Raw genomic sequence first — 23750 nt, 5'->3', positions numbered from 1 at the left:
ATATATAATGTATCATGTATTGTCGAGAGAGTTGATTATTAAAATAGCATATAAAACAAGGAGGGTGCATGATTAAAAATGTTTTAATCACAGGAGCGAAAGGATTTGTAGGAAAAAATCTTATCTGTACTCTGGAAGCTTTGAAGGATGGGCGAGATAGAACTCGTCCTAATTTAGAGATTGGAGAGATTTTTCAGTATGATCGTGATACAGATCCAATTTTATTAGAAGAATATTGTAAGAAGGCCGATTTTGTATTCCATTTAGCTGGTGTCAATCGTCCACAGAATCCTGATGAATTTATGGAGGGAAATTACGGTTTTTCAAGTAGATTATTAGAGATTTTAGAAAAGTATGAAAACACTTGTCCTGTTCTACTCTCGAGCTCTACTCAAGCTAGTTTAGAAGGCCGATTTGCGAACTCTGTATATGGGCAATCTAAGCTAGCAGGGGAAGAACTCTTCTTTGAATATGGAAAGAAAACGGGAGCACCTGTCTTAGTTTACCGTTTCCCGAATCTTTATGGGAAGTGGTGCCGTCCTAACTACAATTCTGCTGTAGCAACTTTCTGTCATAATCTAGCCCATGATTTACCTATTCAAGTAAATGATCCAAGTGTAGAATTGGAGTTGCTGTATATTGATGATTTGATACAAGAGTGTCTAACTGCATTGGAAGGAAATCCTCATCGTTGTAATCTAGATGGATTACAAATCTTACCTAGCCCATCAGGAAACTACTGCTATGTACCAACGACTTATCATGTAACTTTAGGAAAGATTGTTACTCTGTTAGAAACATTTAAAAAACAGCCAGATAGTTTAGTTATGCCTGAAATTCCTCAAGGATCTTTTGAAAAGAAATTGTATTCTACCTACCTATCTTATTTACCAGTGGATAAGTTTAAGTTTCCTCTAAAAATGAATATAGATGAACGAGGTAGTTTTACGGAACTATTAAAAACAGAAAATGCGGGTCAATTTTCTGTCAATATTTCTAAACCTGGCATTACCAAAGGGCAACATTGGCATCATTCTAAATGGGAATTTTTCATGGTTGTTTCTGGTCGTGCTTTAATACAAGAGCGTAGGATAGGGCTGGATGAAAACGGACAAGAATATCCTATTCTGAACTTTGAAGTGTCGGGCGATAAGATTGAAGCCATACATATGATACCGGGTTATGCACATAATATTATTAATCTTTCCGATACAGAAAATCTAGTTACTGTAATGTGGGCTAATGAGTCATTTGATCCTAGCCATCCAGATACTTTTTTTGAACAAGTGGAGAAATAAATGAAAATTAAGACGGATTATAGTGATATTCGCTTTAAAGATAATGGCAAACTTAAGTTATTGATTATTGTGGGAACACGTCCAGAGATTATACGTCTAAGTAGTGTTATCACTAAATGTCGAAAGTATTTTGATGTTGTTTTGGCACATACTGGACAAAACTATGATTATAATTTAAATGGTATTTTCTTTGATGATTTAGGTTTAGACACTCCAGATGTATATATGGATGCTGTCGGAGATGATCTTGGTGCTACTGTAGGGAATATTATTAATACTTCCTACAAATTGATGAATCAAATTAAATCAGATGCTTTATTGATTTTAGGGGATACAAATTCTTGTTTATCCGCTATTGCTGCCAAACGTTTACATATTCCAATTTTTCATATGGAGGCTGGCAATCGCTGTAAGGATGAGTGTCTACCGGAAGAGACTAATCGTAGGATTGTTGATATTATTTCAGATGTTAACTTGGCATATTCTGAACATGCTCGTAAGTATTTACATGAGTGTGGTTTACCTAAAGAGCGCACGTACGTAACTGGTTCTCCTATGGCAGAAGTGTTACATAAAAATTTATCTGCCATTGAGTCTTCAGATATCCATGAACGTTTGGGATTGAAAAAAGGAGGTTATATTCTACTTTCAGCTCACCGTGAGGAAAATATTGATACAGATAAAAATTTTCTCTCTCTCTTTACGGCAATTAATAAATTAGCTGAAAAGTATAATATGCCAATCTTGTATTCTTGCCATCCTCGATCTAAGAAAAGGCTAAAAGAGAGCGGTTTTGAACTAGATAAACGTGTGATTCAGCATGAGCCACTAGGATTCCATGATTATAATTGTTTACAGATGAATGCGTTTGTTGTAGTATCTGATTCGGGAACTTTACCAGAAGAAAGTAGTTTCTTTACTAGTCAAGGTTATCCTTTTCCTGCTGTATGTATTCGTACAAGTACAGAACGTCCTGAGTCCCTAGATAAGGCAGGATTTATTTTGGCAGGTATTGATGAAAATTCTCTTCTTCAAGCAGTTGAAACTGCTGTTAGCTTGGCAGAAGATGAGGATTTTGGCTTACCTGTACCAGACTATGTTGAGGAAAATGTCTCTACTAAAGTTGTTAAGATAATACAGAGCTATACAGGGATAGTGGATAAAATAGTTTGGCGGAAAAACTGAATTGTATATTTTTAATAAAATAATCAATTCTTAATAGAAGAGGAATAAAATTGAACGTATTTGATGGAAATGTCTTACTTGATAGTCGAGAGATAGCCAATCTATTGGATTTTTGCCTTGTTTTTGCGCCCTATGTTTGATAGAATGAAGTAACAACACTTTAACAATTGCAGTGAGGTGATAATGATGGCAGTATTTTTTAAAGATGTACTTATTGAAGAGAATACTGATGAAGAAAAACAACATATTTTATCCATTTTAAATGGTGAGTATGACTTATCTGATGATGTAAGTCGTAGATTAAGACAACTGAATGAGGAAAGTAATCGCTTGGAAGTGTTTGTTAAGGAGACGAACTCACTTGTCTAGTTCACATTTTGTTAATGAATTGAAATCAATAAGTATCTCATTGTCATTTTTTTACGACGAGGAAGTTAGAGATTTCTAATAGCTCTCCGGTTACTATGTAATTTAGCATTGAAAAACTAAGAAATGGTGAAATTATGTTTTTTACACAGTTATTTGAAATATCCTTAGGAATTGATTTTTAATTGTATACAAACAAAGTAGAATTCGCTTATTTCATTTTATGCTAAATATAATATGAAATAAGTGAATTTTTATAGATAAAGAAGAGTTTTTCTGTATTTTTTTAGATAATAATTTGAAAAAATGTGATGATTATTTTCCTTTTGGAGCAGTACATAATTAATAGTAATTGACTCTAAAACAACAAAGAAAGGTACCCTACTATGAAAGGTATTATTCTAGCAGGTGGTTCGGGGACACGTTTATATCCTTTGACCCGAGCTGCATCAAAACAACTTATGCCGGTTTATGATAAACCGATGATTTACTACCCACTTTCAACATTGATGTTGGCTGGGATTAGGGATATTTTGATTATTTCAACTCCACAAGATTTACATCGATTCCAAGAGCTTCTTCAAGACGGATCTGAGTTTGGGATTAAACTTTCTTATGCAGAGCAACCAAGTCCAGATGGTTTGGCACAAGCTTTTATCATTGGGGAAGAGTTTATTGGTGGTGATAGCGTTGCGCTAATCTTAGGTGACAATATCTACCACGGGCCTGGCCTTTCTAAGATGCTACAAAAGGCAGCTAGTAAGGAGTCAGGAGCAACTGTCTTTGGCTATCATGTGAAGGATCCAGAACGCTTTGGTGTTGTTGAGTTTGACAAGGATATGAACGCTATTTCTATCGAAGAAAAGCCAGAGCATCCACGTTCAAATTATGCAGTTACAGGTCTCTATTTCTATGATAATGATGTAGTAGAAATTTCTAAAAGTATAAAACCAAGCCCTCGTGGTGAATTGGAAATTACAGACGTTAACAAGGCTTATCTGAATCGTGGAGATTTATCCGTTGAGCTTATGGGACGTGGCTTTGCTTGGCTGGATACTGGAACTCATGAAAGTTTATTAGAGGCTTCACAGTACATCGAGACAGTGCAACGTATGCAAAATGTTCAGGTAGCAAACTTGGAAGAAATTGCTTACCGCATGGGCTATATCAGTCGCGAAGATGTTTTGGCCTTAGCTCAACCGCTTAAGAAAAATGAATACGGGCAGTATCTGCTCCGTTTGATAGGAGAAGCATAGATGACAGATGAATTTTTCGGCAAGAGGCTTGCAGCACGCAAGGTTGAGGCTATTCCAGGCATGTTGGAATTTGATATCCCTGTTCATGGCGATAATCGTGGCTGGTTTAAAGAAAATTTCCAAAAGGAAAAAATGCTCCCACTTGGATTTCCAGAGTCTTTCTTTGCAGAAGGGAAATTACAAAACAATGTATCCTTCTCACGCAAAAATGTCCTTCGTGGCCTCCACGCAGAACCTTGGGATAAGTACATCTCTGTAGCAGACGGAGGGAAAGTTCTGGGGTCTTGGGTTGATCTACGCGAGGGTGAAACCTTTGGGAATACCTATCAGACAGTAATTGATGCAAGCAAGGGAATTTTTGTTCCTCGAGGCGTGGCCAATGGCTTTCAAGTTCTATCAGATACAGTTTCTTATAGTTATCTGGTCAATGATTACTGGGCTCTTGAACTCAAACCCAAGTATGCCTTTGTGAACTACGCTGATCCAAGTCTTGGCATCGAATGGGAAAATCTTTCAGAAGCAGAGGTTTCAGAAGCAGATAAAAATCATCCACTACTTAAGGATGTAAAACCTTTAAAAAAAGAAGATTTGTAAAGTATGAAGGAATTTTTAGAATCTAGAGAATCAAAAAAAATACAATTACATTTAGGATTATCAATTATCCTCTTGTCTCTAGTTGCGACAATAAAAGGGGGAGTTAATTCAGGAAATACATTTCAATTTTTGGAATGTTTATCAATCGGTGTCTCAGCATTTTTGATTACTTTTATAGGAATGTTTGGGAATGAAAAAATTTTTGATAATTGGAAGGGAATTTTTAATAAAAAGAGTAAGGGGGAGAAAATATTCTTTCTTATAATTCCAATTGTTTTGTTATTATTACTTTCTGTTTTTTATTATTTATTTAATAAAGTTCCTGATTTTTTCAAATTCTTGAATAAAGAGCTTGATTTTCCTCAAGAAGATTATTTGATAATAAGTATTAATGATATATTTAGATACTTTATGGTTTTAGTATGGAACTTTGTATGTTACATAGTAACTAGTATGATGATTTCGATGGAATTAACATTTATTGGGATAATATTTTTTGATAGAATTTCAGAGTATTATTCACAGATTGGAGAAAAGAAAATAAATGACTGAATACAAAAATATTATCGTGACAGGTGGAGCTGGTTTTATCGGTTCTAACTTTGTCCATTATGTTTACGAGAACTTTCCAGATGTTCACGTGACAGTATTAGACAAGTTGACTTATGCTGGGAACCGCGCTAATATTGAGGAAATTTTAGGTGATCGTGTTGAGTTAGTTGTTGGGGACATTGCGGATGCAGAGTTGGTAGACAAGTTGGCAGCTCAAGCAGATGCTATTGTTCACTATGCTGCTGAGAGTCACAATGATAATTCACTCAATGATCCATCGCCATTTATTCATACTAACTTTATCGGAACCTATACTCTTTTGGAAGCTACACGTAAATACGATATTCGTTTCCACCATGTATCGACAGATGAAGTTTATGGGGATCTCCCTCTACGTGAGGATTTACCAGGTCATGGTGAAGGTCCAGGTGAGAAATTTACTGCTGAAACAAAATACAATCCAAGTTCTCCGTACTCATCAACCAAGGCTGCCTCAGACTTGATTGTCAAAGCCTGGGTGCGTTCTTTTGGAGTCAAAGCAACGATTTCTAACTGTTCAAATAACTATGGTCCTTATCAACACATCGAAAAATTTATCCCACGTCAGATTACCAACATCCTAAGTGGAATTAAGCCAAAACTGTATGGTGAAGGAAAGAACGTTCGTGATTGGATTCATACCAATGACCATTCTTCAGGTGTTTGGACAATCTTAACAAAAGGTCAAATCGGTGAAACCTACTTGATTGGTGCTGATGGCGAGAAGAACAACAAGGAAGTTTTGGAACTTATCCTTAAGGAAATGGGACAAGCTGCGGATGCCTATGATCATGTGACTGACCGTGCAGGACATGATCTTCGTTATGCGATTGATGCAAGTAAACTCCGTGATGAATTAGGTTGGAGACCAGAATTTACTAACTTTGAAGCTGGACTCAAGGAAACAATCAAGTGGTATGCAGATAATCAAGAATGGTGGAAAGCAGAGAAAGAAGCTGTTGAAGCCAATTATGCTAAGACTCAGGAGATTATTACATTATAAAAAGCAGGAAATAACTGCTTTTTATTGCTATATTGGAAAGGGTTACATATTAGAAAGGGCTATAGATGATTTTAATTACAGGAGCAAAAGGCCAATTAGGAACTGAACTTCGTTATTTATTAGATGAACGTAATGAAGAATATGTGGCAGTAGATGTGGCTGAGATGGACATTACCAATGCAGAAATGGTTGAGAAGGTTTTTGAAGAGGTGAAACCAACTTTAGTCTACCACTGTGCAGCCTACACAGCTGTTGATGCAGCAGAGGATGAAGGGAAAGAATTGGATTTTGCCATCAATGTGACGGGGACAGAAAATGTCGCAAAAGCATCTGAAAAGCATGGTGCGACTTTAGTTTATATTTCTACCGACTATGTCTTTGACGGTAAGAAACCAGTTGGACAAGAGTGGGAAGTTGATGACCGACCAGATCCACAGACAGAATATGGACGCACTAAGCGTATGGGAGAAGAATTAGTTGAGAAGTATGTGTCTAATTTCTATATTATCCGTACTGCATGGGTATTTGGAAATTATGGCAAAAACTTCGTTTTTACCATGCAAAATCTTGCGAAAAATCATAAGACTTTAACAGTTGTAAATGACCAGCACGGTCGTCCGACTTGGACTCGTACCTTGGCTGAGTTCATGACCTACCTAGCTGAAAATCGCAAGGAATTTGGTTATTATCATTTGTCAAATGATGCGACAGAAGACACGACTTGGTATGATTTTGCAGTTGAAATTTTGAAAGATACAGATGTGGAAATCAAGCCAGTAGATTCCAGTCAATTTCCAGCAAAAGCTAAACGCCCCCTAAACTCAACGATGAGCCTGACTAAAGCTAAAGCTACTGGATTTGTCATTCCAACTTGGCAAGATGCCTTGAAAGAATTTTACAAACAAGAAGTGAGATAAGTAGTGGAATGATTTTCTAGTCTAATAAAAGAGGCAGATAATAAACTCCAAAGGAGCATAAGATGTACGATTATCTTGTTGTTGGTGCTGGTCTCTTTGGTGCAGTCTTTGCCCATGAAGTAGCCTTAAAAGGAAAAAAAGTAAAAGTCATTGAAAAACGAAATCATATCGCGGGTAATATCTATACTCGTGAAGAGGAAGGAATTCAAGTTCATCAGTATGGTGCTCATATCTTCCATACTTCTGATAAGGAGATTTGGGATTATGTAAATCAGTTTGCAGAGTTTAACCGTTACACAAATTCTCCTGTTGCAAACTATAAGGGAGAGATTTATAACCTTCCTTTTAATATGAATACTTTCAATAAACTCTGGGGAGTTGTAACGCCAGCAGAAGCACAAGCGAAGATTGATGAGCAACGTGCTGTTTTAAATGGCAAAACTCCTGAAAATTTGGAAGAACAGGCGATCTCTCTTGTAGGTACAGACATCTACGAAAAATTAATCAAAGACTATACAGAGAAACAGTGGGGCAAGCCAACTACGGAACTTCCAGCCTTCATCATTCGCCGTTTGCCAGTACGCCTGACCTACGATAACAACTATTTTAACGATACCTATCAAGGGATTCCGATTGGTGGATATACTCAAATAGTTGAAAAAATGTTGGATCATGAAAGCATTGATGTAGAAACAAATGTTGATTTCTTCGCGAATAAAGAGCAATATCTGAAAGATTTTCCTAAGATTGTCTTTACGGGTATGATTGATGAATTCTTCGACTATGAGTTGGGTGAACTAGAGTACCGTAGTCTTCGTTTTCAAAACGAGACCTTGGATATGGAGAATTACCAAGGAAATGCAGTTGTCAACTATACAGATGCTGATACCCCATATACTCGCATTATTGAACACAAACATTTTGAGTTTGGAAATCAAGCAAAGACTATCATTACTAAAGAATATTCTAAAACATGGGAAAAAGGTGATGAGCCTTATTATCCAGTAAATAATGATCGTAATAATCATTTATATAAATCATATAAAAAATTGGCTTATGAGCAAGGCAATGTTATCTTTGGTGGCCGTTTAGGACACTATCGTTATTACGATATGCACCAAGTAATTGGAGCAGCCTTACAGTGTGTGAGAAATGAGTTAGATTAAACAAGTAAAACTGACTCCCAGTTATTATTTAGAAATAGTATAAAAAATTCCTTGACTATGTAATGTAGTTGAGGGATTTTTTGATATTATTCATATTTTTGCAAAGTTGTTGTTTAAAAAATAATTTTCTAAAATTCAGAAAATTCTATTGACAGAACATGAAAAAGGGTCTATAATGAATAAAAAAACAAAGGAGAAGACTATGAAAACAAGAAAAGTATTGGCTCTTGCGGGAGTGACTTTATTAGCAGCGGGTGTTTTAGCTGCTTGTTCAGGGGGCTCAGGCGCTAAAGGTGAGCAGACCTTCGCATTTACCTACGAGACAGACCCAGATAATCTTAACTATTTGACAACCAGTAAGGCAGCTACTTCAAATATTACTAGTAACGTCATTGATGGCTTGCTTGAAAATGATAAATATGGGAACCTTGTTCCTTCATTGGCAGAAGACTGGTCGGTTTCTAAGGATGGCTTGACTTATACTTATAAGATTCGTGAGGATGCCAAGTGGTACACATCTGAGGGAGAAGAGTATGCTCCTGTTAAGGCACAGGACTTTGTGACAGGTCTTAAATATGCAACAGATAAGAAATCACAAGCCCTTTACTTGGTACAGGATTCGATTAAAGGTTTGGATGCCTACGCTAAAGGGGAAAATAAAGATTTTTCTCAAGTTGGGATTAAAGCGCTTGATGATCAAACAGTTCAATACACATTGAACAAACCTGAAAGTTTTTGGAATTCTAAAACAACAATGGGTGTCTTGGCACCAGTTAATGAAGAGTTTTTGAACTCAAAAGGGGATGATTTTGCCAAAGCTACGGATCCAAGCAGTATCTTGTACAATGGTCCTTATTTGTTGAAATCTATTGTGGCTAAATCTTCCGTTGAATTTGCGAAAAATCCGAACTACTGGGATAAGGACAATGTTCATGTTGACAAGATCAAATTGTCATTCTGGGATGGTCAAGACACCAGCAAACCAGCAGAGAATTTTAAGGATGGAAGCTTTACAGCAGCTAGACTTTATCCAACAAATGCAAGTTTTGCAGAGCTTGAGAAGAGTATGAAAGACAATATCGTTTATACTCAACAAGACTCTACGACTTATTTAGTAGGGACAAATATTGACCGTCAATCTTATAAACACACATCTAAGACCAGCGACGAACAAAAGACTTCTACCAAAAAGGCTCTCTTAAACAAGGATTTCCGTCAGGCTATTGCCTTTGGTTTTGACCGTACAGCCTATGCTTCACAAGTGAACGGTGCTAGTGGTGCCAGCAAAATCTTGCGTAATCTCTTTGTTCCACCAACATTTGTTCAATCAGATGGTAAAAACTTTGGCGATATGGTCAAGGAAAAATTAGTAACTTATGGAGATGAATGGAAGGATGTTAATCTTGCCGATGCCCAAGATGGTCTTTACAATCCAGACAAGGCTAAGGCTGAATTTGCGAAGGCTAAGTCAGCTTTACAGGCAGAAGGCGTGACCTTCCCAATTCATTTGGATATGCCAGTTGACCAGACAGCAACTACAAAAGTTCAACGCGTACAGTCTTTTAAACAATCGGTTGAAGAAACCTTGGGTGCAGATAATGTCGTAATTGATATTCAACAATTACAAAAAGATGAAGTCTTGAATATTACCTACTTTGCTGAGACAGCAGCTGGGGAAGATTGGGATATTTCAGATAATGTTGGTTGGAGTCCTGACTTTGCCGATCCATCAACTTACCTCGATATTATCAAACCATCAGCTGGTGAAAACACTAAAACCTACCTTGGCTTTGATGCTGGTACAGATAATGCTGCAGCTAAAACTGTTGGTCTAAACGACTATGAGAAATTAGTAACTGAAGCTGGAAATGAGACAACAGACGTAGCAAAACGTTATGATAAATACGCAGCTGCACAAGCTTGGTTGACAGATAGTGCCTTGATTATCCCAACAACAACACTTACTGGTCGCCCAATCTTGTCTAAGATGGTACCATTTACGATGCCGTTTGCCTTCTCTGGTAACAAGGGGACAAGCGATCCGCTCCTATACAAATACTTGGAACTTCAAGACAAGGCAGTCACTGTAGAGGAATACCAAAAAGCCCAAGAAAAATGGATGAAAGAAAAAGAAGAATCCAATAAAAAAGCGCAAGAAGACCTTGTGAAACATGTGAAATAAAGGTAAGGGAGTTTGGTTTGTAGCCGACTCCTTTATATGTCTTTCTAGTAGAGGGAGTTGAATCTAGAATAATACAGCCTATTGAGTCTACAATACTACACCATTGTTTCTAGAACATTGTTAGAAATTATACTCAATGAAAATCAAAGAGCAAACTAGAAATCCAGTCGCAGACTGCTCAAAAAACTGTTTTGAGGTTGTAGATAAGACTGACGAAGTCACTCACACACACATATATATATATATATAGCAAGGTGAAGCTGACGTGGTTTGAAGAGATTTTCGAAGAGTAGAGTTTGAATTTCCCAATCAATTTGTTCACATTTTATTTCAATCTACTATATAAAAATCCTGAGAATTTCTAGTTCTCAGGATTTTCGTTTACTGTTGTGGTTGTTGTTGAACTTGAGGGGCCTGTGGTTGCTGTTGGATTTGTTGGCCAGGTTGTCCCTGATTTGGATTTGTTGGAGCAGGATTATTTGATTGTTGACCAGGAGTAGGTGTTACTTGGGTAGTTGAACTTTCAGTTGTTGTAGAGGGATTCTCTACATCTGATTGTGTTTGTTGTGTATCAGGAGTACTCCATGTATTTCTTGCTCCGTTTAGGAATACGAACTGCCCGTTTCTATATAGTCCCTCAGGCATTGTCCAATCTCCAGGATGGTTATTTTGAGCAAGGTAGCTCATCATGCTACGATAGACTCTAGCAGCAACTGTGAGGCCATCACCTACAATAGGAGTGAGACGGTTGGTATAACCTGTCCAAACGGCCATAGAATACTTACGAGTATAACCAACAAACATTTCATCTGGAGCTACATAGCCAGTGTTCTTGATGTGTTTTTCAATTTCATCATCTGTGTAGTTAGAAGTACCTGTTTTACCTGCTTGAGGAATTCCAGGCAGATAGGCGTTGTAACCTATTCCAGATGTCAAGACTGTTTTCATCATTTCTGTCATCATGTAGGCAGTAGACTCTTTCATAGCTCTTGTACCAGCGTCAGAAAATTCTTTTTCACTACCATCACTAAAGACGATTTTATTGATGTACATTGGTTTGTGGTAGATACCGCCATTAGCGAATGCAGCGTAAGCCGCAGCCATTTTCTCACTGCTTGCACCGTACTGTTTACCAGATTCAGTTGTATTACTTGAAATAGCATTTGAATAGTGCATTACAGGATAGTCGATGCCTAAACCATTTAGGAAGTTTTTAGCTCTATCTAAACCAACCTTGTTTAGTGTTTCAACAGCAGGTACGTTACGAGATTGTTGAAGGGCATATTGCAGAGTAATGTTACCAAAATATGCTCTATCCCAGTTGTAGAGAGGGGTACTTGTTCCAGGATAGTTATAAGGAATATCGTGGACAGTAGCTGCAGTTGAATCATATACACCGTATTCTAAGGCTGGGGCATAATCAGTGATTGGCTTCATGGTTGATCCCCAGTCACGGTTGGTTTCCACAGCTTGGTTAGTACCGAATGAAACATTGCTTGCTTGGTGACGAGCTCCAAGTTGGGCGATGACTTTACCATTGGAAGTATCTACGATAGTTGAGGCTACTTGAAGGTCATCATCTGGATAAGAGACATATTCATCTGTATTGTAAATATCCCAAAGTCTTTGTTGAATGTCCTTGTCTACATTGGTGTAGACTTCCATTCCAGTAGTAAGAAGATTATATCCCGTTTCGTGCTCTACTTGTTCAATAACCTCTTTTAGATAGTTATCCATATACGCTGGATAAGTAGCAGCTGACTTAAGACTTTGTAAACCATCAGTGATAGGTGTGTTGATAGCTTTTTCATATTGTTCAGCACTAATGTAATCTTGTCCTCTCATTTCTGAAAGAACCAAATTACGACGGTCCAACGCTGCATCTGGATGAGAGTAAGGATCGTATTGGTTTGGTGCCTGAGGCATACCTGCTAGCAAAGCTAATTGAGGTAGAGAGAGGTCTTTTAAGTCTTTTCCGTAGTAATTTTGGGCTGCTGTCTGCATACCATAGTTACCATTTGACATATAGACCTTATTGATGTAGTAGGTAAGGATTTCTTGTTTGGTAGCTTTTTGTTCCAATTGGACAGCTAACCATGCCTCTTGTGCTTTTCGGGAGATATTTTGATCCGAAGTTGATGTTGAGAAATAGGTTAACTTAATCAACTGCTGGGTTAAGGTTGACCCTCCTTGTAAAGAGTTGCTTTGTAAGTTACGTAAGAAGGCCCCCATGATCCGAATCGTATCTACCCCTCTGTGGTCAAAGAAGCGATGGTCCTCGATAGACACGATGGCTTTGACTAAATCAGTAGGAATTTCGTTGGCCTGAGCGTTTACTCGGCGTTCAGAGCCCAGATCGGCAATGAGTTCGTTATTATTGTCGTAAATCTTGCTCGAAGTTGTTGCAACTAATTTACTATCTGATAGTGCTGGAGCTTTACTTACAAAATAGAGGAAAACACCCCCACCCAATAGAAATAATGCGATAAAGAGAGTTAGGAAAAAGATTCCAGTATACTTTAATATTCGCATAAGAATGTATTTATTCATCTTGTTTACCACCTAGTAAATGTTCTTTGATGACATCGAGATAGGGAATTTGTGGAAATGCTCCTAGTTTTATCTGGTAACCGTATTCTCGTATGTATCCAAGTGGCATTGATTTTTGCCCCTTATCTTGATGATAGAAGCGAATCAAATCATATGCCGGTAATAAGTAGGTTTCTTGCTGAGAAGAAAAGTGAAGAAGGACAAAGCAGATTCCTTGTTGAGCAAGGACTTGTTCCATATGCTGAATCTGATGTGGATGGAAATTTTTCATCGGAATCGCATGTTTTTGTTTTGTTTCCTTGGCTTCAAAGTCGATGTAATATCCCTTATAAACGCCAGAATAGTCTGTCGTTGAAGCTTGTCGAAAATAGGCTTCAACAATCTTGGCACGACTTCGTTGTGGATAGTCCACTCGTACGATTTGAATAGGGGTTGGTTTCTTGTGTATAACAGCCAAGCCCTGAGACAAATAGTAGTCGTTGGTAGCATTAATCATCTTTTCAAAAGACATTCCTCGATTTGCGAAATTTTGGGGTTGAGAAAGCGATGTTTGTCTTTTTTGGGATGAAATTTTATGAGGATAGTTGACCATAATTCTCCTTATTGGTACAATAACATCACTCTATTATACCATAATTTTACACAGAAAGGGTTAAAAATGACTACAGCTTTGGTTTTAGGCTATTCTGCTTTTGATTTGGGTTTGTTTTCGGACAAGGATCCTCGTCTTAAATTGATTAAAAAAGCGATACGTAGGGATTTAGAAGCTATGGCAGAAGATGGGGTGACTTGGCTTGTATTTACCGGAACTTTGGGCTTTGAATATTGGGTTTTAGAGGTTGCTCAGGAAATGAAGACCGAATACGGTTTCCACTTGGCCACCATTTTTGCTTTTGAAACTCATGGGGAAAATTGGAATGAAGGTAATCAGATGAAACTGAGCCGCTTTAAGCAGGTAGACTTTGTCAAATATGCTTATCCTCGTTATGAACACAAGGGGCAGTTAAGAGATTACCAGCAGTTTTTACTGGAAAATACGAATAGTTCTTATCTTTTTTATGATGAGGAAAATGAAACGAGACTAGCTTATATTTACCAAATGATGAAAGAGCAGGAAGACTATTTTATAAAGAGACTAACATTTGATCAGCTAAATGAACTTGCAGAAAATTTTTCCGAAAATTGAAGCTTTGACCTTGATTTTTGTTTGTCTTTTTTTATATAATAATACTAGCAACTGAGAATGGAGAGAGACATGGCAGGTATTATTTTTTCGGCGAAAGATATTTTTGAACAAGAGTTTGGACGTGAGGTCCGTGGCTATAGTAAGGTAGAAGTTGATGAGTTTTTAGACGATGTCATCAAGGACTATGAAACCTATGCTGCCTTGGTCAAGTCACTTCGTCAGGAAATTGCTGATTTGAAGGAAGAATTAGCTCATAAACCAAAACCTTCACCAGTTCAAACAGAACCTCTTGAAGCTACAACAACAAGTTCTATGACGAACTTTGATATTTTAAAACGTTTGAATCGTCTTGAAAAAGAAGTGTTTGGTAAACAAATTTTAGATAACTCAGGATTTTAAGAGCTTATTTAAAAAGTGCAATTTTTGGATAATCGCGTGAAGAGAATTTCTTTTCATGAGGAAAGTCCATGCTAGCACAGGCTGTGATGCCTGTAGTGTTTGTGCTAGGCGAAACCATAAGCCTAGGGACGAGAAATCGTTACGGCAGTTGAAATGGCTAAGTCCTTGGATAGGTCAGAGTAGGCTTGAAAGTGCCACAGTGACGGAGTCTTTCTGGAAACAGAGAGAGTGGAACGCGGTAAACCCCTCAAGCTAGCAACCCAAATTTTGGTCGGGGCATGGAGTGCACGGAAACGAACGTAGTACTCTGACTGCTATCAGCTAGAGCTGTTAGTGGTAGACAGATGATTATCGAAAGAAGTGGTCCTAGTCACTTCTGGAACAAAACATGGCTTATAGAAAATTGCATATAGGTTGGGGCTGAGAAATTTTCTCAACCTCATTTTTTAAAGTGGACATATAGAAAGGTCTTGTAAGACTGTAAAATGAAAAAAGAATTTAATTTAATTGCAACTGTGGCAGCTGGTTTGGAAGCTGTCGTGGGAAGAGAAGTGCGAGAGTTGGGCTACGATTGTCAAGTTGAAAATGGACGTGTGCGTTTTCAAGGAGACGTGAGAGCTATTATCGAAACCAACCTCTGGCTTCGGGCAGCAGATCGTATCAAAATTATCGTAGGAACCTTTCCAGCTAAGACTTTTGAGGAACTGTTTCAGGGAGTTTTCGCTTTAGATTGGGAAAATTATTTACCACTCGGAGCTCGGTTCCCGATTTCAAAAGCCAAATGTGTTAAGTCCAAACTTCACAATGAACCAAGTGTACAGGCAATTTCTAAGAAAGCTGTTGTCAAGAAATTGCAGAAACACTATGCTCGTCCAGAAGGTGTTCCTCTGATGGAGAATGGCCCAGAGTTTAAGATTGAGGTTTCTATTCTAAAGGATGTGGCAACTGTCATGATTGATACGACAGGATATAGCCTCTTTAAACGAGGTTATCGTACCGAAAAGGGTGGCGCTCCTATCAAGGAAAATATGGCGGCAGCCATTTTGCAACTTTCTAACTGGTATCCAGACAAGCCTTTGATTGATCCGACCTGTGGTTCGGGGACTTTCTGTATCGAGGCTGTCATGATTGCTCGAAAGATGGCACCAGGACTTCGTCGCTCTTTTGCATTTGAGGAATGGAACTGGGTCAGTGATCGTTTGATCCAAGAAGTGCGCACAGAAGCGGCCCAAAAAGTGGATCGTGAACTGGAACTGGATATCATGGGTTGTGATATTGATGCTCGCATGGTGGAGATTGCTAAGGCTAATGCTCAGGCAGCTGGTGTTGCAGGAGACATTACTTTTAAGCAGATGCGCGTGCAGGATTTGCGTTCTGATAAAATCAACGGTGTGATTATCTCCAATCCGCCTTATGGTGAACGTTTATCAGATGATGCAGGGGTGACCAAGCTTTATGCTGAGATGGGTGAGGTTTTTGAACCTCTCAAGACTTGGAGTAAGTTTATCCTAACTAGTGATGAAGCCTTTGAAAGCAAGTATGGTAGCCAAGCGGACAAGAAGCGTAAACTGTATAACGGAACCCTGAAAGTGGATCTGTATCAATATTTTGGTCAGCGTATCAAACGCCAAGAAGTAAAGTAGGAAGGTAAACTCATGACTAAGAAGAGACGGGATCGTCATAAAAATGAAGGACAAGAACCGCGATTTGATTTTGATGAAGCAAAAGAGTTAACAGTTGGTCAAGCTATTCGTAAAAATGAAGAAGTAGAAGCAGGGGTATTGCCTGAAGATTCCATTTTAGATAAGTATCTCAAGCAACACAAAGATGAAATTGAGGCAGATAAGTTTGCGACTCGCCAATACAAAAAGGAGGAATTAGTCGAAACGCAGAGTTTGGACGATCTTATCCAAGAGATTCGGGAGGAGACAGCTGTTGAGCCTACGATAGTAGAGAATGATTTCATCCAGTTTGATGACTTAGAATCTACACAAGTGACAGAAACTCCTTTTGATGAGGAATTTGACACTGAGGAGGCAGTCGAAACAGAGTATCCAATGGTGGATAGTGAAGATGGGAAAAGCGTTAAGAAACAGATTCTTTATGGCTTGTTAGCTGCCCTAGGAATTCTTATTATTGGGACTGGTTATTATGTTTATCGTCAAGTTACTCGCTCAACACAGGAAATCCAAACGGCTCAATCATCGTCTAGTGAGCAGAATGTTCAGCCTATTTTAGAAGATTTTAATAGTCAATACGATGCCTTCTACACAGATAGCAATAAAACAGCTTTGAAGAATAGCCAGTTTGAAAAGCTACCTCAACTCAAGGCTTTACTTGATAAGCTGGAAGGTACTCGTGAACATACGCTTGCCAAATCGAAATATGACAGCTTAGAAACGCAAATCAAGGCCATCCAAGAAGTCAATGCACAATTTGAAAAACCAGCTATTGTGGATGGTGTTCTAGATACCAGTGTCAAAGCCAAATCGAATGCTAAATTTACAGATATTAAAACTGGGAATACTGAGATTGATAAAGTGCTAGATAAGGCTATTAGCCTCGGTAAGAGCCAGCAAACAAGTACGTCTAGCTCAAGCTCAGGTCAAACTAGCAGTTCTAGTCAAGCAAGTTCAAATTCTTCTACCGACAGTACTACAAGTAACGCCAGTCCATCTTCAAGCGCCTCATCAAACAATTCAGTTTCTGCGCGGGATGATAGCTATGGTGGTTTATCAAGTTCTGGAGTCAACCTACAAAGAGCTTCAAGCCGTGTACCGTTCAATCAATCAGCTGTAGATGATAGTAACAACTCTGCCTGGGATTTTGCTGATGGTGTCTTGGAACAAATTCTAGCGACTTCACGTTCACGTGGTTATATCACTGGTAACCAATACATCCTTGAACGTGTCAATATCGTTAATGGCAATGGTTATTACAACCTCTACAAGCCAGACGGAACCTATCTCTTTACCCTTAACTGTAAGACAGGTTACTTTGTTGGAAATGGTTCAGGACATGCGGATGACTTGGACTACTAAGCAGTCGTTACAAAATTCTTTCTTTTCAAAAGTAAAAATGATAAAATAAAACAAATTAAACAAGAGGAGTGTCAAATGACAAAAGCTAACTTTGGTGTCGTAGGTATGGCCGTAATGGGTCGTAACCTTGCCCTTAATATTGAATCTCGTGGTTACACAGTTGCTATCTACAACCGTAGTAAAGAAAAAACGGAAGATGTAATTGCTTGCCATCCTGAAAAGAACTTTGTACCAAGCTATGACGTTGAAAGTTTTGTAAACTCAATTGAAAAACCTCGTCGTATCATGCTCATGGTTCAAGCTGGACCTGGTACAGATGCGACTATCCAAGCCCTTCTTCCACACCTTGACAAGGGTGATATCTTGATTGACGGTGGAAATACTTTCTACAAAGATACAATCCGTCGTAATGAAGAATTGGCAAACTCAGGTATCAACTTTATCGGTACTGGGGTTTCTGGTGGTGAAAAAGGTGCCCTTGAAGGTCCTTCTATCATGCCTGGTGGACAAAAAGAGGCCTACGAATTGGTTGCGGATGTTCTTGAAGAAATCTCAGCTAAAGCACCAGAAGATGGCAAACCATGTGTGACATATATCGGTCCTGATGGAGCTGGTCACTACGTGAAAATGGTTCACAACGGTATTGAGTATGGTGATATGCAATTGATCGCAGAAAGCTATGACTTGATGCAACACTTGCTAGGCCTTTCTGCAGAAGATATGGCTGAAATCTTTACTGAGTGGAACAAGGGTGAATTGGACAGCTATTTGATCGAAATCACAGCTGATATCTTGAGCCGTAAAGACGATGAAGGTCAAGACGGACCAATCGTAGACTACATCCTTGATGCTGCAGGTAACAAAGGAACTGGTAAATGGACTAGCCAATCATCACTTGACCTTGGTGTGCCATTGTCACTCATCACTGAGTCAGTATTTGCACGTTACATCTCTACTTACAAAGAAGAACGTGTACATGCTAGCAAGGTTCTTCCAAAACCAGCTGCCTTCACATTTGAAGGAGACAAGGCTGAGTTGATTGAAAAAATCCGTCAAGCCCTTTACTTCTCAAAAATCATTTCATACGCACAAGGTTTTGCTCAATTACGTGTAGCTTCTAAAGAAAACAACTGGAACTTGCCATTTGCAGACATCGCATCTATCTGGCGTGATGGCTGTATCATCCGTTCTCGTTTCTTGCAAAAGATTACAGATGCTTACAACCGTGATGCAGACCTTGCTAACCTTCTTTTGGATGAGTACTTCTTGGATGTTACTGCTAAGTACCAACAAGCAGTGCGTGATATCGTAGCCCTTGCAGTTCAAGCTGGTGTGCCAGTGCCAACTTTCTCAGCAGCTATTACTTACTTTGATAGCTATCGTTCAGCTGACCTTCCAGCTAACTTGATCCAAGCGCAACGTGACTACTTTGGTGCCCATACTTACCAACGTAAAGACAAAGAAGGAACATTCCACTACTCTTGGTATGACGAAAAATAAGTAGGTCTGCCATGGGGAAACGGATTTTATTACTTGAGAAAGAACGAAATCTAGCTCATTTTTTAAGTTTGGAACTCCAAAAAGAGCAATACCGAGTTGATCAGGTTGAGGAGGGGCAAAAAGCCCTCTCCATGGCTCTTCAGACAGACTATGACTTGATTTTATTGAATGCTCATCTGGGGGATATGACAGCCCAGGATTTTGCAGACAAGCTGAGTCGGACTAAGCCAGCTTCAGTCATTATGGTCTTGGACCATCGCGAAGACTTGCAAGATCAGATTGAGGCAATCCAACGCTTTGCCGTTTCTTACATCTATAAGCCAGTTATTATTGAGAATCTGGTAGCTCGTATTTCAGCGATTTTCCGAGGTCGGGACTTTATCGACCAACACTGTAGTCAGATGAAGGTTCCAACGTCTTACCGCAATCTGCGTATGGATGTAGAACATCATACTGTTTATCGTGGCGAAGAGATGATTGCTCTGACGCGTCGTGAGTATGATCTTTTGGCTACTCTTATGGGAAGCAAGAAAGTCCTGACGCGTGAGCAGTTGCTGGAAAGTGTCTGGAAGTATGAAAGTGCGACCGAAACCAATATCGTGGATGTCTATATCCGTTATCTACGTAGCAAGCTTGATGTAAAAGGTCAAAAAAGCTACATTAAAACCGTGCGTGGTGTTGGTTACGCTATGCAAGAATAGAAAGGCAGTCACGGTCGTGTAACTGCTGTTTGAGCTCTATACTATCTGTAACAGGAATTCCTGAACTCCAGATAGTATGGGGCTTTTTTTGAAGAGGCAAAATTGTAGACCCCTAGATGTCTTGTAAGGCTTCAAAGAGATGGTCAGAGAGAATGATTTCTTCTTGACCATAGTTTATACCCAATGAAAATGAAAGAGCAAACTAGGAAGCTAGCTGCAAGTTGCTCAAAACACTAGTTTTGAGGTTGCAGATGGAAGCTAACGTGATGTGAAGAGATTTTCGAAGAGTATTGGTATCTGATAAGCTTTCCTTTCATAGTTCTCTACTTTTTGACACTCAAAAGGGATGAGTTAGCTGTGGGTAAGATTAATATATTCTTTATAAGTATTCAAAAAATGGCATTTATCATAGTTTTGAAGGAAAGGGAGATTTTATTTTTAGTGCAATATTATAATATAGCAAATGATTTAAATCCTGAAATATTCTGAAAATACTGGAAAAAAATAAAAAATAATTAATATAATTGACAAATCCGCATATATAAATTATAATGTTGAGTGTATGTGTATGTGTATGTGTATGTGTATGTGTATGTGTATGTGTATGTGTATGTGTATGTGTATGTGTACTACATGCTATTTTTAGAAATTAAAAGGAGAAAATATAGTGTATTTTAATCGTAAAAATGCAGAGCAAAAGAACTGGAGAATGATCAAAAAAGGAAAGCATTTCCTATTCGGTTGTTCTCTTGTTTTTGCGGTCGGTGCTAGCTTAGCTACTCAAGTGGTTCATGCAAACACAGCAGAAACTACTGTAGCAAACAACTCGACTACTGGGGATGTTAACCCTACACCGAACGGAGATGGCAAGACTTATGAGGCACCTGCTGCTGTAGCAGAAATCAAGCCAGAAGTTACTACAACACCAGCTGTAGCAGCCAAACTTGATGAAGAAACTGCAAAAGAAGTTAAAGCTTTAGATAAAACTAAACTTGAAAACTACATTGCAGAAATCGAAGCGAAACTTGCAAATGGAACGTATGATAACAAAACAGAAGAGAGTGTTGCGGTATTAAAAGCTGACTTAGAAGCTGCAAAAGCTACATTAGCAAACGCAACAACTCAAGATGAAATCACAAAAGCTTATAATAAACTTGTAACTACAGCAAACACTAAATTAAAAAACAAACCTGTAGAGAAAAAAGAAACTCCAGCAGTAGACACTACTAACGGACAACTAACTGTAGGTAAAAAAGCAGAAAACACTGAGAAAAAATCAGAATCTAACTCAATCGAAAACACAGGATCTAACGACTCACGTAACGGTAAAGCATTAGATAAGAATAATGCTTTTAGAGCGGAAGTTGCCTATTCAGAAGGTACAAATGCAGCCGCAAATGGTCATAGTGATACCTATATCCTTAATGATGTTAATAAAGCCACGTCTACAGATGACGCTGTTAATGCAGTTTCTAGAGTTACAAATTATAAAGTTAAATATAATAAAGACGCTAGTGGGAAGATTACTTCATTAGATTGGCTTGTCTTTTATAATGATCATGCAGAAAATCTATCTAATACGTATAATACAGATGGAGGAGATGTATATCGAAATTTCATCCAAATTCCTGCAGAAGTTAATATGCCAACTAGCATTACACGTGCAAAATATAACTCTCCAATCCAAGGTAAATTAAATCCTAAAACTAAAAAACTTGAACGTAGAAAACCTGATGGTTCAGCATTGAGTAGTTCTGTAACGTTTGAAAATCCAGCACCAGCTACAGCTGCTGGATTACCATTAGACAAAAAAGATACCTTTTCTCTGGCTTCTGGTTGGGAAAGTGGTATCTATGGTCGTTCTATAGAAAAACTTGCCGGTCAGGAGGACAGATATTTCAAGAGTGCGGCATCTAATTCTTCTCCGAGAACTAAAGAGTTATTGGATAATGTTGCCTTGAATGACAAACGTTTGATTGTGGATCGTTCGACTACGGGTGGTTCAGGTTATGATGGCTATGCATGGAGTTTTAGAACTGAAGTTCCTGCAACAACATCTAACGAACAGTTGAAAGATATGAAGGTTGTATTTGGTATGATGCGTAGTGCCACTGCTGGTGCCAATGCAGGTTTCGCCAACATTGCAACTAACCCTATAAAAATGTGGCAGTCTGATGTTTCCACACCAACAGCGAAAGATCAAACTGTAAAAGTTGGTCAAAAACCAGATGCGACAAAATCAATTGGAAACTTAGACACTCTTCCAAAAGGAACAACAGTTAAGTACAAGGATGCAGTAGATACAAAAACTCCAGGTGAAAAACGAGCAACAGCAGTTGTAACTTACCCGGATAAATCTACAAAAGAAGTTCCTGTAAAAGTAATTGTTGAAAAAGAAGCAGTAGCACCAGCTAAGCCAGTTACTCCAAAACCAGAAGCACCCAAACCAAGCACACCAGCGCCAGATGCAGCAACTAACAAACCAGCGGCAGGTGCAGCGACTAACAATCCAGCAGCAACACCAACAACTAGTGGTCCAGAAATTGTCAATGATTTGGCAGGTAAAGCAAGTACGCCAGCGGATGTGACTATCAAAGCACCAGCAGGTTCAACTGTTAAGCTTTACAACACAGATGGTGTTGTGATCGGTGAAGCGGTAGCTAACGACCAAGGTGTAGCAACTGTTCACCCTACAAACAGTCTTCCAGAAGGAGAGATTACAGCTACTTCAACACCAGCAGGTGGAACAGAGTCAGCTAAGAGTGCACCGATTACAGTTACGAAAACACCATTAACTATTATTGATGGTGGGGTTACTGGTAATAATGATACTAGACTATTAGTAAGTAAAGAGACTATTACAGTATATCCTGGTGATAAAATTGATGTTGATGTTGTAGCTCAAGCTACAGCTTTAGAGAAATTTTCAGTTGAGAAAAATCCGACAGCTATAAAAGGAGTATTACCATCAGGGGGATACCTAGGAACTTCAAATGGAGCTACGATTAACCAACGTGATGCTAAATATAGTGGTACTGTTGCAATGGATCAGCCAGCAGGAACTAACAGTATTGTCTTTCATGCAAGTAATCGAGATAAACCAACAAAGATATACAGAGAACTTAAAGTAATAGTCCTTGAGACTGCTAAGAAATATGAACCAGTTGCAGGTACAAAAGTAGATATTGCAGATTCTAACGGCGTTAGTGAAACTGAAAAGAACAAGATTATCGAAGCAGTGAAATCTGCTAACCCGAGTCTTCCAGCAAATTCACAATACAGTGTGGATGAAAAAGGAAATCTTACTATCACTTATCCTGATGGATCAAAAGATAAGATTGCAGCAGCATATCTAGTAAATCCAGCAACTCCAGTAGTAGCTCCAACAGTAGAGATTCCTTACTCTAATAAAGCTACTAAAGAAGTTTATGTATACGGTGGGGAAGAAAATTCATTCGATATCAAATTCAAAGATGATAGCGGAAAAATTGCAAGTGCTACTGTAAAACAAGGTGGTAACAAAGCATTTGCTGATGTTGCAGGTGAAGCAAATACTATCAACACTCAGTATGGATTTAAAGCAAATGTTATCAATGCTGAAACTCCAGCGACAGCAGATGCACCAGCAGTCATTACTTACTCAGGTACTCCAGCAGCAACAGATGGTTTAGCAAAAGACAAACTAGAGGCAGCAACTAAAGGAGAAAATCCAGAAGGTATGGCTTTAGGATGGCGTTATGCAACTGCAACGGATAAAGATGGTGCATTTATTGAGAATAAAGCAGTAGGTAGCTCAACTGCAACTGATCCAGGTG

General features: G+C 38.6%; 19 protein-coding genes and 1 other RNA gene. 18 read left to right on the top strand and 2 right to left on the bottom strand.

Annotation, left to right across the window (positions count from 1 at the left end):
* Window positions 1–68 precede the first annotated feature (68 nt).
* The 10 genes from cps4K (at window position 69) to FJR77_RS08030 (ending at window position 10558) form a co-directional block, all read left to right on the top strand.
* The gene (gene cps4K / locus FJR77_RS08075) at window positions 69–1298 is read left to right on the top strand and encodes a capsular polysaccharide biosynthesis protein Cps4K (protein ID WP_140834280.1); all 1230 of its coding nucleotides are present in this window, start codon (window positions 69–71) and stop codon (window positions 1296–1298) included.
* Window positions 1299–2483, top strand: a complete 1185-nt coding sequence (cps4L, locus tag FJR77_RS08070) for a capsular polysaccharide biosynthesis protein Cps4L (RefSeq protein ID WP_140860107.1) — start codon at window positions 1299–1301, stop codon at window positions 2481–2483.
* A 186-nt stretch (window positions 2484–2669) separates the two neighbouring features.
* A complete protein-coding gene (locus FJR77_RS08065; protein ID WP_140834330.1) occupies window positions 2670–2852 on the top strand; it encodes a hypothetical protein in 183 nt (60 codons plus the stop codon).
* Window positions 2853–3235: 383 nt separating this feature from the next.
* On the top strand, window positions 3236–4105 hold the full coding sequence (rfbA, locus tag FJR77_RS08060) for a glucose-1-phosphate thymidylyltransferase RfbA (protein ID WP_140834278.1): 870 nt from the start codon (window positions 3236–3238) through the stop codon (window positions 4103–4105).
* Window positions 4106–4699, top strand: a complete 594-nt coding sequence (locus tag FJR77_RS08055; RefSeq protein WP_140834276.1) for a dTDP-4-dehydrorhamnose 3,5-epimerase family protein — start codon at window positions 4106–4108, stop codon at window positions 4697–4699.
* Between the two features lie 3 nt (window positions 4700–4702).
* Window positions 4703–5251, top strand: coding sequence for a hypothetical protein (locus tag FJR77_RS08050; protein WP_140834274.1), 549 nt, complete (start codon window positions 4703–4705; stop codon window positions 5249–5251).
* Entirely contained in the window at window positions 5244–6293 is a 1050-nt protein-coding gene (rfbB, locus tag FJR77_RS08045; RefSeq protein ID WP_140834272.1) for a dTDP-glucose 4,6-dehydratase, read from the top strand. The genes FJR77_RS08050 and rfbB overlap by 8 nt, the downstream gene beginning before the upstream one ends.
* A gap of 65 nt (window positions 6294–6358) precedes the next feature.
* Window positions 6359–7210, top strand: coding sequence for a dTDP-4-dehydrorhamnose reductase (gene rfbD, locus FJR77_RS08040; RefSeq protein WP_140834271.1), 852 nt, complete (start codon window positions 6359–6361; stop codon window positions 7208–7210).
* A gap of 62 nt (window positions 7211–7272) precedes the next feature.
* Window positions 7273–8376, top strand: coding sequence for a UDP-galactopyranose mutase (glf, locus tag FJR77_RS08035; RefSeq protein WP_140834269.1), 1104 nt, complete (start codon window positions 7273–7275; stop codon window positions 8374–8376).
* A gap of 202 nt (window positions 8377–8578) precedes the next feature.
* Window positions 8579–10558 (top strand): peptide ABC transporter substrate-binding protein, encoded by a 1980-nt coding sequence (locus FJR77_RS08030; protein ID WP_140834267.1) that lies wholly within the window; start codon window positions 8579–8581, stop codon window positions 10556–10558.
* Between the two features lie 381 nt (window positions 10559–10939).
* On the opposite strand, the gene pbp1a is transcribed toward FJR77_RS08030, so the two are convergent.
* Together pbp1a and recU are read right to left on the bottom strand one after the other, a co-directional pair.
* Entirely contained in the window at window positions 10940–13108 is a 2169-nt protein-coding gene (gene pbp1a, locus FJR77_RS08025) for a penicillin-binding protein PBP1A (RefSeq protein WP_140834265.1), read from the bottom strand.
* On the bottom strand, window positions 13101–13700 hold the full coding sequence (gene recU, locus FJR77_RS08020; protein WP_140834263.1) for a Holliday junction resolvase RecU: 600 nt from the start codon (window positions 13698–13700) through the stop codon (window positions 13101–13103). Before recU ends, pbp1a begins: the two co-directional genes overlap by 8 nt.
* A 66-nt stretch (window positions 13701–13766) precedes the next feature.
* On the opposite strand from recU, the gene FJR77_RS08015 reads away from it, so the two are divergent.
* The 8 genes from FJR77_RS08015 to FJR77_RS07980 form a co-directional block, all read left to right on the top strand.
* Window positions 13767–14294: a DUF1273 domain-containing protein gene (locus FJR77_RS08015; protein ID WP_033680686.1), complete on the top strand. Its 528-nt coding sequence runs from the start codon at window positions 13767–13769 to the stop codon at window positions 14292–14294.
* A gap of 69 nt (window positions 14295–14363) precedes the next feature.
* Window positions 14364–14693, top strand: a complete 330-nt coding sequence (gene gpsB / locus FJR77_RS08010) for a cell division regulator GpsB (protein ID WP_049539007.1) — start codon at window positions 14364–14366, stop codon at window positions 14691–14693.
* Between the two features lie 20 nt (window positions 14694–14713).
* Window positions 14714–15094: RNase P RNA component class B (gene rnpB, locus FJR77_RS08005), an RNA gene on the top strand.
* Window positions 15095–15178: 84 nt separating this feature from the next.
* Window positions 15179–16336: a THUMP domain-containing class I SAM-dependent RNA methyltransferase gene (locus FJR77_RS08000; protein WP_049533779.1), complete on the top strand. Its 1158-nt coding sequence runs from the start codon at window positions 15179–15181 to the stop codon at window positions 16334–16336.
* Window positions 16337–16348: 12 nt separating this feature from the next.
* The gene (gene mapZ / locus FJR77_RS07995) at window positions 16349–17734 is read left to right on the top strand and encodes a cell division site-positioning protein MapZ (RefSeq protein ID WP_140834261.1); all 1386 of its coding nucleotides are present in this window, start codon (window positions 16349–16351) and stop codon (window positions 17732–17734) included.
* Window positions 17735–17809: 75 nt separating this feature from the next.
* Entirely contained in the window at window positions 17810–19234 is a 1425-nt protein-coding gene (gene gndA / locus FJR77_RS07990) for an NADP-dependent phosphogluconate dehydrogenase (RefSeq protein WP_033680682.1), read from the top strand.
* 11 nt (window positions 19235–19245) lie between these two features.
* Window positions 19246–19935, top strand: coding sequence for a response regulator transcription factor (locus FJR77_RS07985; protein WP_000518026.1), 690 nt, complete (start codon window positions 19246–19248; stop codon window positions 19933–19935).
* Window positions 19936–20602: 667 nt separating this feature from the next.
* Window positions 20603–23750, top strand: a 3148-nt coding sequence (locus FJR77_RS07980; RefSeq protein ID WP_268921686.1) for a Rib/alpha-like domain-containing protein, incomplete at its 3' end; no start/stop codon positions are given.

This window comes from Streptococcus shenyangsis, assembly GCF_006385785.1.
In the GTDB taxonomy this organism is placed as follows: Bacteria; Bacillota; Bacilli; order Lactobacillales; family Streptococcaceae; genus Streptococcus; species Streptococcus shenyangsis.
Note: the sequence above shows the minus strand (reverse complement) of the source record. Positions and strands in the feature narration are given on the sequence as shown.

Coding starts and splice junctions, on each gene's coding strand:
- FJR77_RS08050 (WP_140834274.1), top strand. CDS start 4,703: ATGAAGGAATTTTTAGAATCTAGAGAATCAAAAAAAATACAATTACAT.
- FJR77_RS08030 (WP_140834267.1), top strand. CDS start 8,579: ATGAAAACAAGAAAAGTATTGGCTCTTGCGGGAGTGACTTTATTAGCA.
- FJR77_RS08055 (WP_140834276.1), top strand. CDS start 4,106: ATGACAGATGAATTTTTCGGCAAGAGGCTTGCAGCACGCAAGGTTGAG.
- pbp1a (WP_140834265.1), bottom strand. CDS start 13,108: ATGAATAAATACATTCTTATGCGAATATTAAAGTATACTGGAATCTTT.
- rfbD (WP_140834271.1), top strand. CDS start 6,359: ATGATTTTAATTACAGGAGCAAAAGGCCAATTAGGAACTGAACTTCGT.
- FJR77_RS08015 (WP_033680686.1), top strand. CDS start 13,767: ATGACTACAGCTTTGGTTTTAGGCTATTCTGCTTTTGATTTGGGTTTG.
- gpsB (WP_049539007.1), top strand. CDS start 14,364: ATGGCAGGTATTATTTTTTCGGCGAAAGATATTTTTGAACAAGAGTTT.
- FJR77_RS08065 (WP_140834330.1), top strand. CDS start 2,670: ATGGCAGTATTTTTTAAAGATGTACTTATTGAAGAGAATACTGATGAA.
- mapZ (WP_140834261.1), top strand. CDS start 16,349: ATGACTAAGAAGAGACGGGATCGTCATAAAAATGAAGGACAAGAACCG.
- cps4L (WP_140860107.1), top strand. CDS start 1,299: ATGAAAATTAAGACGGATTATAGTGATATTCGCTTTAAAGATAATGGC.
- cps4K (WP_140834280.1), top strand. CDS start 69: ATGATTAAAAATGTTTTAATCACAGGAGCGAAAGGATTTGTAGGAAAA.
- gndA (WP_033680682.1), top strand. CDS start 17,810: ATGACAAAAGCTAACTTTGGTGTCGTAGGTATGGCCGTAATGGGTCGT.
- FJR77_RS08000 (WP_049533779.1), top strand. CDS start 15,179: ATGAAAAAAGAATTTAATTTAATTGCAACTGTGGCAGCTGGTTTGGAA.
- FJR77_RS07985 (WP_000518026.1), top strand. CDS start 19,246: ATGGGGAAACGGATTTTATTACTTGAGAAAGAACGAAATCTAGCTCAT.
- recU (WP_140834263.1), bottom strand. CDS start 13,700: ATGGTCAACTATCCTCATAAAATTTCATCCCAAAAAAGACAAACATCG.
- rfbA (WP_140834278.1), top strand. CDS start 3,236: ATGAAAGGTATTATTCTAGCAGGTGGTTCGGGGACACGTTTATATCCT.
- glf (WP_140834269.1), top strand. CDS start 7,273: ATGTACGATTATCTTGTTGTTGGTGCTGGTCTCTTTGGTGCAGTCTTT.
- rfbB (WP_140834272.1), top strand. CDS start 5,244: ATGACTGAATACAAAAATATTATCGTGACAGGTGGAGCTGGTTTTATC.